A 13117-nucleotide genomic window follows, 5' to 3' on the forward strand; every position below is an offset into this window, starting at 1 on the left:
CAACATGAAACCTGATCAGACAGAAATCAATAAATGTATCGAAGTTCTGGAAAATGGAGGACTCATACTCTACCCTACAGATACGGTTTGGGGTATTGGCTGCGACGCCACTAATACCACAGCGGTAAAAAAAGTATACGAGCTAAAACAACGAGCCGATAGCAAAGCACTGATTTGCCTTGTGGCCAACGACTTTATGCTCGAAAAACATGTAGAGCACGTTCCGGAGCTGGCCTATGATATTATGGATATAGCGACAAAACCTACTACTATTATCTATGATAAACCAAAAGGATTTGCCAAAAACCTTATAGCTGAAGACAACACTATAGCCATACGGGTCGCTTCCGATAAGTTCTGTAAATACCTAATAGGTAAGTTTAAAAAACCCATAGTCTCTACCTCTGCGAATATAGCAGGCCATAAAACCCCGACTAGTTTCAAAGAAATTGACAAGGCCATTTTATCAGGTGTAGACTATGTGGTAAATTTGCAGCCTGAAAATGAGCGCCCCGTTCCGTCCTCTATCATAAAATTGGGTAGCGACGGGCTTGTAAAAGTGATTAGGGAATAATGGTGGAGAAAATCTAATGGACTACAAAAAAGCTTTAAGCAACAAAATTTTTAAGATTATTGGCCAATCTGCCGATGAACTTAACATGGATTCGTATGTAATCGGTGGTTTTGTAAGAGATTACATACTAAAAAGGGGTACCGCAAAAGATATAGATATAGTCGCGGTCGGCAGTGGCATTGAACTTGCCGAAAAAGTTGCTTCAAAACTACCAGGAAAACCACAAGTGTCGGTATTCAAAAATTTTGGAACCGCCATGGTAAAACATGAAGATTTAGAACTTGAGTTCGTTGGGGCCAGAAAAGAAAGTTACCATAGGGATAGTAGAAAGCCGGTAGTAGAAAACGGCACTTTGGAAGACGACCAAAAAAGAAGGGACTTTACCATTAATGCCTTGGCTATTTCTTTAAATGAAAAAACTTGGGGTACATTATTGGATCCTTTTAACGGTTTGGAAGATCTAAAGAACAAATTGATCCGAACACCGTTAGAACCCGGTATCACCTATTCCGATGACCCCTTAAGAATGATGCGGGCTATTAGGTTCGCCACCCAATTGGATTTTGATATTCAATTAGAATCCTTACAAGCGATTACGGCTCATAAAGACCGTATAAAGATTATATCAAAAGAACGTATCGTTGATGAGCTAAACAAGATAATGTGCTGCAAAAAGCCTTCTATTGGATTTTCCTTACTTCATAAAACTGAACTTTTAGAAATTATATTACCAGAACTTACTGCACTGCAAGGTATCGAGGAGATAGAGGGACAACGCCATAAAGACAATTTTTGGCACACCTTGGAAGTTGTGGACAATATTTCTTTGGCAACGGACAACCTTTGGCTAAGATGGGCGGCACTGCTGCATGATATCGGCAAAGCCCCAACAAAACGTTTTCATAAAAAAATAGGATGGACCTTTCATGGTCATGAGTTTGTTGGTTCCAAAATGGTGTACAAACTTTTTAAAAGATTAAGAATGCCTCTTAATGATAAAATGAAGTATGTACAAAAATTGGTTCTAATGAGTTCTAGGCCTATTGTACTTGCCGAAGAATTCGTTACCGATTCTGCGGTCAGAAGATTAATTTTCGATGCAGGAGAACATGTTGATGATTTGATGACCTTATGCGAGGCAGATATCACCACAAAAAATCCCAAAAAGCAGCGCAGGTATAAAAACAACTTTAAACTTGTCAGGGAAAAAATAGAAGAAGTCGAAGAACGTGATCGGGTACGTAATTTTCAACCCCCTATAACTGGGGAGGAGATTATGCAGACATTCGACCTAAAGCCGTCAAAAGAAATCGGAATCATAAAAGAAGCCATAAAAGAGGCTATTTTGGAAGGTGAAATCCCTAATGAATATAATGCGGCCAAAGAATATATGATAATAAAGGGCAAATCTCTCGGACTTGTTCCCATTAATTTTCCTCAAGGTAAGAAACAATAAAAAAACCTTCCACACAAGGTAATTTAACAGCTATCCACAAATAATACCCTATTTACTATTTGTTTTCTGTTCTTTACAACATTTTGTTCATTAGTCAATTTTGTAAGATTACTTTTACAACAACCTACTTATGTATTAACCCTAAGGTAATGATTAACTCAAATATTTAAATAAATTCAGGGATTCATACAAAGAATGACTTTACGCCAAATAATCAATTTAACTTACAGAGTAAAAGAATTTAGACTGTTTGTCATGTTTTTGATATTCATGACAACCACATCTGCATACACACAACAGACGACTGAATGGACAAAGGTATCATCTACCGTTTGGGAGTCGGTAACCAATGATAGCTCGGTTCGTGTCGAAGCTAGGGTTTCGGGTGGTGCTTCCATTGACGGTTCAGAAATTATGGGCTGTACCAGTGCCGCTACCTATAGTGACCCTAATGTCTTCGGAAATCTATCCCTGGAAATATCCGCCAGCTCATTTGCTACCGGTACTATTAGTTTCTATTTCTTTGATGCCGTAACCGGTGATCCGGTATATATCGTAGAGCCCATCCTACACGTAGATAAGGTAGGAACCTATTCCATTCTTCCCATTCTTGGCGGAGGTTCCGCCACGGGAAATTTCACTAGTACCAACGGCACTTGGACGGAACTAGAATCCAACGGGCCTATCTTTCAATCAACCCCAACCCGCTTTAATATCGACGATGATGCCCTTTTGGCCAGTATCGGAGGTGAATGCGAAGATGGAATAAATAACGGAACAGGCGGAGGCAGCTTACGGGTAGATAAGGTTACCCAGTCCATTGAAATGGAGGTTAACGTGACCGGAGGTTTGTTGAGTCTCTTGGGGTTGGTTCCAGCCATCGATGAAGTAGAGTTTGTTCTTACCGACCTGATCATTGCCGACCCTAAAATCGAAGCCACCAAAACGGTGGTCGAAAACTTTAGCGACCCCGTCAGTACCGGAGATACCCTAGATTATACCATTACGATAGAGAACACAGGAAATACTACTCTTAGCAATATAACCCTTACCGATACTTTTACCGATATAGATTCGAACAACCTTACCCTAATCAGTGGCCCTACCTTCGTCAGTGCCTCCGAGGGTTCTACCGAAGGCAGCCTCGAAGCTGGTGAAACGGCAACCTATTCCGCTAGCTTTTCCCTTACCGACCCGGTATTGCAAGTGGGAGGCGTTATAAATCAAGTAAGTGTACTGGCCGACAGCCCCTACGGAACCAACGATGTAAGCGACCTATCGGATGATGGTATCGATACCGATGGAAATACCGAAAATGACCCTACGATAAGTTATTTTCCGACTACAACAGACGATATCGCTTCGGTCTGCGAAGAAGGAACTATTGACATTGATGTTCTCTCCAATGATGATTTTGAAGGAAACGGGCCTTCGTCCGGAAGTATCTTTATTGTGAGCTCCCCTAGTGCAGGATCGGCCACCGTCGATACCAATGGCACACCAACAGACCCTATCGATGACTACATCAGTTATACTTCTGCTTCTGGTTATACGGGTTCAGATAGTTTTATCTATGGCATAAGGGACGGCAAAGGGTATACCCAACATGCCACCGTGACGATTACGGAGCAGAAAGCTCCCAACGCTGGTACAGACGGAGCTATAACAGTATGTGAAGGCGAGACCGTGACCGAGGCTCAACTTTTTGCACAGCTGGGCACTTACGACTCGGGAGGAACATGGTCCTCACCTACCGAAGTGGCGGGCACTTACACCTATACCGTACCCGCCACCGCACCCTGTACCGTGGACGATACGGCAGAGGTTGTCGTAACCGTGCAGGTGGCGCCCAATGCGGGTTCCAATGGAGCCCTTACAATTTGTCAAGGCGAGACAGTGAGCGATGCACAACTTTTTGCACAACTCGGCGGTGACCCGGATACTACTGGAACATGGTCCTCCCCTACTGAAGTTGCGGGCACCTATATCTATACCGTACCCGCCACCGCACCCTGTACCGTGGACGATACGGCAGAGGTTATCGTGACCGTGCAGGCCAAGCCCAATGCGGGAAGCGATGGGACACTGATGATCTGTAAAGATGAAAAAGTGACCGAGGCACAACTTTTTGCACAACTGGGAACTTACGATTCGGGCGGAACATGGTCCCCCGTCCCTAATGGTCCCGGAACCTATACCTATACCGTACCCGCCACTGCGCCCTGTACCGAGGATGCCACCGCACAGGTGGTAGTGACCGAACAGGCAAAGCCCAATGCGGGAAGCGATGGTACACTGATGATCTGTAAAGATGAAAAAGTGACCGAGGCACAACTTTTTGCACAACTGGGAACTTACGATTCGGGCGGAACATGGTCCCCCGTCCCTAATGGTCCCGGAACCTATACCTATCCCGTACCCGCCACTGCGCCCTGTACCGAGGATGCCACCGCACAGGTGGTAGTGACCGAACAGGCAAAGCCCAATGCGGGAAGCGATGGGACACTGACGATCTGTAAAGATGAAAAAGTGACCGAGGCACAACTTTTTGCACAACTGGGCGCCCATGATGCCGGCGGGACATGGTCCCCCGTCCCTAATGGTCCCGGAACCTATACCTATACCGTACCCGCCACCGCACCCTGTACCGAGGATGCCACCGCACAGGTGGTAGTGACCGAACAGGCAAAGCCCAATGCGGGAAGCGATGGGACACTGACGATCTGTAAAGATGAAAAAGTGACCGAGGCACAACTTTTTGCACAACTGAGCGCCCATGATGCCGGCGGGACATGGTCCCCCGTCCCTGACGGCGCCGGAACCTATACCTATACCGTACCCGCCACCGCGCCCTGTACCGAGGATGCCACCGCACAGGTGGTAGTGACCGAACAGGCAAAGCCCAATGCGGGAAGCGATGGGACACTGACGATCTGTAAAGATGAAAAAGTGACCGAGGCACAACTTTTTGCACAGCTGGGCGCCCATGATACCGGCGGGACATGGTCTCCCGTCCCTGACGGCGCCGGAACCTATACCTATACCGTACCCGCCACCGCGCCCTGTACCGAGGATGCCACCGCACAGGTGGTAGTGACCGAACAGGCAAAGCCCAATGCGGGAAGCGATGGGACACTGACGATCTGTAAAGATGAAAAAGTGACCGAGGCCCAACTTTTTGCACAGCTGGGCGCCCATGATGCCGGCGGGACATGGTCCCCCGTCCCTGACGGCGCCGGAACCTATACCTATACCGTACCCGCTACCGCGCCCTGTACCGAGGATGCCACCGCACAGGTGGTAGTGACCGAACAGGCAAAGCCCATTGCGGGAAGCGATGGAACCCTGACAATTTGCGAAGGTGAGACAGTGACCGCAGCTCAACTTTTTGCACAGCTGGGCGCCCATGATGCCGGCGGGACATGGTCCCCCGTCCCTGACGGCGCCGGAACCTATACCTATACCGTGCCCGCTACCGCGCCCTGTACCGAGGATGCCACCGCACAGGTGGTAGTGACCGAACAGGCAAAGCCCAATGCGGGAAGCGATGGTACACTGACGATCTGTAAAGATGAAAAAGTGACCGAGGCCCAACTTTTTGCACAACTGGGCGCCCATGATGCCGGCGGGACATGGTCCCCCGTCCCTGACGGCGCCGGAACCTATACCTATACCGTACCCGCCACCGCGCCCTGTACCGTGGATGCCACCGCACAGGTGGTAGTGACCGAACAGGCCAAGCCCAATGCGGGCAGCGATGGAACCCTGACAATTTGCGAAGGTGAGACAGTGACCGAGGTGCAACTTTTTGCCCTACTGGGAACTTACGATTCGGGAGGAACGTGGTCCTTCCCTACCGAAGTGGCAGGTACCTACACCTATACCGTGCCCGCTACAGCACCCTGTACCGTGGAAGATACGGCAGAGATTGTCGTGACGGTACAAGAAACACCAGATGCAGGTTCCAATGGAGCCCTGACCATCTGTAAAGATGAAAAGGTGACCGAGGCACAACTTTTTGCCCAACTTGGAGGTGACCCGGATACCAATGGAACATGGTCGCCCGCCCCTGACGGTCCGGGAACCTACACCTATACCGTACCCGCTACAGCACCCTGTACCGTGGACGATACCAGTACCGTAACCGTGATGGAACAAGCTAAAGCAAATGCGGGAACTGATGGGACATTGACAATTTGCCAGGGGGAGACCGTAACCGCTGAACAACTTTTCGCACAACTCGGCGGCACTCCCGATACAGGGGGAACATGGAGCTCTGCCCTGGCCGGTGCCGGAACCTATACCTATACCGTAACCGCGACCGCACCCTGTACCCTAGATGCCACCGCTCAGGTCGTGGTCACCGAACAAGCGGCACCAAACGCAGGAAGCGATGGGACACTGACGATCTGCAAAGGCGAGACAGTGACCGAAACCCAATTGTTCGCTCAACTGGGTGTCCATGATTCCGGGGGGACATGGTCTCCCGCCCTATCAGGTGCCGGGATCTACACCTATACCGTGCCCGCCACCGCACCCTGTACAGCGGATGCCACCGCTCAGATTGTGGTTACCGAACAGGCCAAGCCCAATGCGGGCAGCGATGGGACACTGACGATCTGCGAAGGCGAGACAGTGACCGAGGCGCAACTTTTTGCACAACTGGGAACTTACGATTCAGGCGGAACATGGAGTCCTGCCCTATCAGGTGCCGGGACATACACCTATACCGTGTCGGCCACTTCACCTTGTACTGGAAATGATACCGCTCAGATTGTAGTAACGGAACAAAAGAAACCCAACGCAGGTAGCGATGGAACCCTAACGATCTGCGAAGGGGAGACCGTGACCGAGACACAATTGTTCGCACAACTGGGCGCCCACGATTCGGGCGGAACATGGAGTCCTGCCCTATCAGGTGCCGGGACTTACACCTATACCGTGCCGGCCACTTCACCTTGTACCGAGGATGCCACCACTCAGGTCGTGGTCACCGAACAGGCGAAGCCCAATGCAGGTTCAGGCGGAACATTGACGATTTGTATGGGAGAAACCGTGACCGAGGCTCAGCTTTCTGCTCAGCTGGGCGCCCATGATCCGGGGGGGACATGGAGCCCTGCCCCTAATGGTCCCGGAACCTACACCTATACCGTGCCCGCCACCGCACCCTGTACCGAGGATGCCACCGCACAGGTGGTAGTCACCGAACAGGCCAAGCCCAATGCGGGCAGTGATGGAACCCTCACCATATGTGTGGGAACCACAGTGACCGCAGCTCAACTTTTTGCCCAACTTGGAGGTACGCCCGATACGGGGGGAACATGGAGTCCTGCCCTATCAGGTGCCGGGACCTATACCTATACCGTAAGCGCCACGGCACCCTGTACGGGAAATGACACCTCCCAGGTTGTAGTGACCGAACAAGAGGCACCGAATGCCGGAACCGATGGAAGTCTCGCTATATGTGAAGGGGAGACAGTGACTGCCACACAGCTCTTTGCCCAACTCGGAGGTATGCCCGATACAGCAGGTACATGGAGCCCTGCCCTGGCAGGCGCCGGAACCTATACCTATACAGTATCGGCTACTGCACCCTGTACCGAGGATGCCACCGCTCAGGTCGTGGTCACCGAACAAGCGGCACCAAACGCAGGAAGCAATGGTACACTAACGATCTGCGAAGGCGAGACAGTAACCGCTGCACAACTTTTTGCACAACTCGGAGGTACGCCCGATACAGGGGGAACATGGAGCCCTGTCCTGGCAGGCGCCGGAACCTATACCTATACCGCACCGGCTACTGCACCCTGTACCGGAAACGATACGGCCCAAGTGGTGGTAACCGAACAAGCAGCACCGAACGCCGGAACCGATGGAAGTCTCACTATATGTGAAGGGGAGACAGTGACCGCTGCACAGCTCTTTGCCCAACTCGGAGGTACGCCCGATACGGGGGGAACATGGAGCCCTGCTCTGGCAGGCGCCGGAACCTATACCTATACCGTTGACGGAAACGCATGTGAGGATGCGACCGCCATCGTAACCGTTACCGAGGATATACAACCAAATGCCGGAACCGATGCCACCCTCTCCATATGTCCTAACGAGACGGTAACCCAAGCCCAGCTTCTTACACTCTTGGGAACAGACAACCCTCTAGGAACATGGAGCCCCAACCCCGAGGGCGCCGGTGCCGGAACCTATACGTACACCGTAACAGGCAATGTTTGTGGTGCCAACTCGACCGCTACGGTAACCGTTACCATTTCCAACTTGGATTCGGACGGAGATACTATTTTGGATTGTCAGGAAATGATGGACGGAACCGACCCCTTCGACGACTGCGATTCCATCGGCGGCACCCCATTGCCCACCAGTGATTGCGATAACGACGATCTAACGGAGGAAGAGGAAGCCCTATTGGGTACCGACCCCACGAATCCGGATACGGACGGAGATGGTGTAACCGATGGGCAAGAAGTAACAGATAACACCGACCCCATGGATCCTTGCGATTTTATTTTGGAAAGCCAAACCTTGACACCTACCCTGGAATGGAACCAAACCGACTGTGATATGGACAACCTGACCAACGAACAGGAAGTAAACAGAGGTACCGACCCCACAAACCCCGATACGGATGGTGACACCATAAACGATGGCCAAGAAGTAAACGACAACACAGACCCACTTGATCCATGCGATTCTATCGGAGGTACTCCACCAAATGGTGTAACATGTGAAATATATGTAGAGTCAGACTTGGTAAAATCCGGAGACTCCATGGATGGGAGTTTTAAAATTATCAATATAGAAAAATACCCAAACAACAAAGTTGAAATCTACAACCGATGGGGTGTAAAGGTATGGGAAACCCAAGGTTACAAAAATGGTATTAATGCATTCAATGGATATTCAAATGGAAGAACCGTTATCATGAAAAATAAAGAACTACCAACCGAGGTCTATTTCTATGATATAAGATATGAAGCGGACGGAAAACAGAAATTATTAACTGGATACCTCCATGTAATTCGATAAGGGATGAAAAACATCAAAAAAATCGCCTTTTTATTCTTGATCATTGTTCTAGGCTCGCATTACATCGGTTTTTGCCAGCAAGATGCCCAGTACACACAATACATGTACAATACCCTATCGGTAAACCCGGCCTACGCAGGGTCTAGAGGAGTATTGAGTATAGCCGCACTTCATAGATCACAATGGCTTGGCAGAGATGGCGCACCAAATACCCAAACCCTGAACATTCATGGCCCTACTTCGAATAAAGTTGGTCTGGGCCTATCAATAGTGAATGATGAAATAGGGAACAACACCAATCAAAACACTTATTTTGATGCCGCTTTTTCCTATACCATAATGACTTCTGAAACAAATAAGCTATCATTTGGTATTAAAGCAGGCGGACACTTGTTAAATATTGATTTCAATAATCTAAGAAATTACAATGCCAGTACAAGCACTGTCATATCTACAGAACTATATAAAAAATTTGTTCCGAATTTTGGTGCCGGTATCTACTACCATACCAATACATTTTATGCAGGACTGTCTGTACCAAATTTTATGAAAACGGAACACTTTGACAGTTCTTCGGGGGGCAACAACAATATTATTTCCGTAGATGAAATGACTTGGTACCTAATATCCGGATATGTTTTTAACATGTCTCCTTCCTTAAAATTTAAACCGGCCTTTTTATTAAAAGCCACACCAGGAGCCCCGTTACAGGCCGACGTTTCCGCTAACTTTTTACTGAACGACAGATTTACAATGGGGGCGGCCTACAGATGGGACGCTGCCTTAAGTGCTCTTTTCGGTTTTCAAATCAGCAAGCAATTAATGTTAGGCCTTGCCTATGATAGTGAAATTTCAGAATTAGGAGGTACCAAGTTTAACAATGGTTCTTTTGAAATATTTCTTAGATACGAGTTTCTTAAAAATACCAAAATTGACCTAACCCCCAGATTCTTTTAAACGAACAAAAATGAGATTCAATTTATCGTACATACTTTGTTTGCTATTTCTTATCCCTAGGGTAGGCTTCACCCAGGATAGGAAAAATAAGTTGACCGAAGATAATTTTGAGCATTATGGATATATGGTGGATATGTCCACTTATGAAGAACTCACAAAAAAAGGATTGTCAGATGAGGAAATATGTAAAAACCTAGGCAACGCGGCCTACCTAAAAGCTGAATACCAAGAGGCGACCTATTGGTATGCCAAACTTTTTGAACTAAAGAATACTTTTATTGAAACAGATTATCTGTACAGATATGCACAGGCCTTAAAATCTACTAAAGATTATGAGGGCTCTATACGTTGGATGAAAAAGTTCAGAAAGAAAAAAGAGAACGATATAAGAGCTCAAAAACATAATAAGGATGTAGAGTACTTTATGGGGTTAATGGCCCCTTCGGATGAATATACCGTCGAAAACTTAACCTTTGTCAATTCTAAAGAATCGGATTTCGCACCTTCTTTTTACAATAATGGTCTCGTCTTTTCTACAGCAAGAGATTTAGAGACAACATCGAGGACCGCTACCCCATACTTAAATCTTTATACCGCTTCCAATTTTACGCTAAGGGAAAACAATACCCCATCACCTTTTTCAGAAGAGCTTAAATCGTTGGCCAATGAATCTTCCACAAGCTTTTCTAAAGATGGAAAAACCATCTATTTTACAAGAAACAACTATAAAAAAGGTTCTTTTGGCAGAGATAAAAAAGGAATAAGCAGATTAAAAATATACCGTGCAACCCTTAATGATGGCATATGGGGAAATATTGAAGACTTACCTTTTAACAGCGATAAATACTCAGTGGCCCACCCGGCTTTGAACAGTGATGGGACCAAATTGTATTTTTCATCCGATATGCCCGGCACTTTGGGAGCATCGGACATTTTTGTAGTAAACATCAATGCCGACGGTAGCTTTGGACAACCCGAAAACATGGGCCCCGAGATCAACACCGAAAGCAAAGAAACTTTTCCTTTTGTCTCAGATTCGGGAATTTTATATTTTGCTTCTGACGGGCATCCGGGTTTGGGCGGACTTGACCTTTTTTCCTTCGATTTAAAAAAGAAAGACTCCGTAAAAAATCTTGGAAACCCCATAAACAGTCCCAATGATGACTTTTCATTAATTTTTGACGAAAAAACAAACTCCGGCCTCTTTGCCTCCAATCGTGCCGGAGGGGTTGGAAACGATGATATTTATTACCTAAAGACGATTGACTGCACCGTTAACATAACCGGTATTGCGGTCGATAAAGATTCTAACGAAGTTCTGCCCAATACACATATTTCTGTATTGGATGCCTCAGAGAGTAGCATAGGTGAAACCTATACTAATGAAGTAGGCGCTTTTAAAATTGAGGTTCCCTGTCAAGAAAACGGGTACAATATTGTAGGTAATCGGGATGGATACGAAGAAAGTCTTCTCCCCCTGCCCCACTCAGAAGACAATAAAGAACTAAGTAATGTGCGGTTAGAAATGGAAGAGACGAGTAAAGTTGCCGTGGTAGGTGCCGATTTGGTCAAAGTGTTAAAACTGCCCCCCATATACTTTGATTTGAACAGTTCATATCTACGTAAGGATGCCTTTGAAAATTTGGACAAGGTAGTTGCATACATGCAAAAAAGACCTGAGGTTAAAATTGAAGTTGGCTCCCATACAGATAGTCGTGAAGAAGACAACTACAACCTATGGCTATCGAACCGTAGGGCACAAAGAACGGTAGATTACATTATTTCCAAAGGTATAGACAGTAGTCGTGTTACCGGTAAAGGTTATGGAGAAACACAACTTATAAACAGATGTGCCAACGGCGTAAAGTGCTCAGATAAAGAACACCAATTAAATAGACGTTCAGAATTTATAATTAAAGAATAACAACGCTTTTTTTAACCTAAAAAGTAGGTTTTTCAGAAGAATTTTAAATCATAAGTATTTTCTTATATTTTAAAAGAATGGTAATTTTGTGTAAACACTTTACCATGACCAAATTCTTCCGAAAACTCGCTAAAATATCACTTATACTGGTATATTTAGTTATTCTAGCAGGGGCTGTAGTGCGTATGACCGGTAGCGGAATGGGCTGCCCCGATTGGCCCAAATGCTTTGGATATTATATACCACCTACCGAACCTTCAGAATTACAATGGGAACCCAATAGAGAATTTAAAAAAGGCCAAGTAATTATTGTCAACGAGACCTTACAGGTAGCCAAAAAAGATTTTCGTACCTCTTTGGAATATAACAAGGGAAACTGGGAGACCTATACAAAACATGACTACGCCATTTTTAACCCATGGCATACGTGGGTAGAATATGTAAACCGCTTATGTGGTGCACTGGCAGGTTTGGCCACACTCGCCCTCGCCATAGCATCTTTTAAATTTTGGAAAACCAAAAAACGGATTACCATACTCTCTTGGCTGGTAGTTTTTTCTATGGGGTTTCAGGCATGGCTAGGGGCCACAGTAGTATATTCAGTACTGGAACCGGTTAAAATTACCGTTCATATGATAATGGCACTGTTTATTGTTGCCCTGCTACTTTATATAATATATATGGCCAACAACGAGGACAAGCGGATTATATATGATAAAAAGACATTGATCATGGCCATTGTTGCCCTATGTTTCACCCTTGTACAAATCGCAATGGGTGCCCAGGTACGGCAATTTGTGGACCATCAAATAGACTTGTTCGGAGAAACTTCAAAAAGTATGTGGCTAGAAAATCCCTCGATTATATTTTATGCCCATCGCTCCTTTTCCATCTTGGTAGTTTTGATCAATTGCCTATTGGCCTACCGCATCTATAAGTTAAAACTGGGGCACTTTAAAATGTATTGGATTCTTTTTATTCTCATTGTAGAGGTGTTCTCCGGAATTTCTATGTATTACCTTAATTTCCCCTTTACGAGCCAGCCTTTACATTTGGTTCTGGCCTCCATTTTGTTCGGTGTACAGTTCTATTTGGTATTAGATGCCTTAAAGCCTAAAATAAGTCCTAAAACTTTGTAACTTTGCCTTCCCGCAAAAAATAAGGC

Annotated in this window: 6 protein-coding genes; all 6 read left to right on the forward strand. The window is 46.5% G+C overall.

Features of this window, described 5'->3' with window-relative positions; all coding sequences use genetic code 11:
• Nucleotides 1-4: 4 nt before the first annotated feature.
• Nucleotides 5-574 carry an L-threonylcarbamoyladenylate synthase gene (locus tag AB657_RS07850; protein WP_047245986.1) on the forward strand — a complete coding sequence of 190 codons (570 nt, stop codon included), beginning with the start codon at nt 5-7 and terminating at the stop codon, nt 572-574.
• 16 nt (nt 575-590) lie between these two features.
• Entirely contained in the window at nt 591-2030 is a 1440-nt protein-coding gene (locus tag AB657_RS07855) for a CCA tRNA nucleotidyltransferase (protein ID WP_047245987.1), read from the forward strand.
• Nucleotides 2031-2285: 255 nt separating this feature from the next.
• The gene (locus AB657_RS07860) at nt 2286-9071 is read left to right on the forward strand and encodes a T9SS type B sorting domain-containing protein (protein WP_198146891.1); all 6786 of its coding nucleotides are present in this window, start codon (nt 2286-2288) and stop codon (nt 9069-9071) included.
• 3 nt (nt 9072-9074) lie between these two features.
• Nucleotides 9075-10028 carry a PorP/SprF family type IX secretion system membrane protein gene (locus tag AB657_RS07865; RefSeq protein ID WP_047245989.1) on the forward strand — a complete coding sequence of 318 codons (954 nt, stop codon included), beginning with the start codon at nt 9075-9077 and terminating at the stop codon, nt 10026-10028.
• Between the two features lie 10 nt (nt 10029-10038).
• Nucleotides 10039-11952 carry an OmpA family protein gene (locus AB657_RS07870; RefSeq protein ID WP_047245990.1) on the forward strand — a complete coding sequence of 638 codons (1914 nt, stop codon included), beginning with the start codon at nt 10039-10041 and terminating at the stop codon, nt 11950-11952.
• Nucleotides 11953-12056: 104 nt separating this feature from the next.
• Entirely contained in the window at nt 12057-13091 is a 1035-nt protein-coding gene (locus AB657_RS07875; RefSeq protein ID WP_047245991.1) for a COX15/CtaA family protein, read from the forward strand.
• Nucleotides 13092-13117 lie beyond the last annotated feature (26 nt).

The organism is Maribacter thermophilus (genome assembly GCF_001020565.1).
Classification (GTDB): Bacteria; Bacteroidota; Bacteroidia; order Flavobacteriales; family Flavobacteriaceae; genus Maribacter; species Maribacter thermophilus.

Coding starts and splice junctions, on each gene's coding strand:
- AB657_RS07850 (WP_047245986.1), top strand. CDS start 5: ATGAAACCTGATCAGACAGAAATCAATAAATGTATCGAAGTTCTGGAA.
- AB657_RS07875 (WP_047245991.1), top strand. CDS start 12,057: ATGACCAAATTCTTCCGAAAACTCGCTAAAATATCACTTATACTGGTA.
- AB657_RS07865 (WP_047245989.1), top strand. CDS start 9,075: ATGAAAAACATCAAAAAAATCGCCTTTTTATTCTTGATCATTGTTCTA.
- AB657_RS07855 (WP_047245987.1), top strand. CDS start 591: ATGGACTACAAAAAAGCTTTAAGCAACAAAATTTTTAAGATTATTGGC.
- AB657_RS07870 (WP_047245990.1), top strand. CDS start 10,039: ATGAGATTCAATTTATCGTACATACTTTGTTTGCTATTTCTTATCCCT.
- AB657_RS07860 (WP_198146891.1), top strand. CDS start 2,286: ATGTTTTTGATATTCATGACAACCACATCTGCATACACACAACAGACG.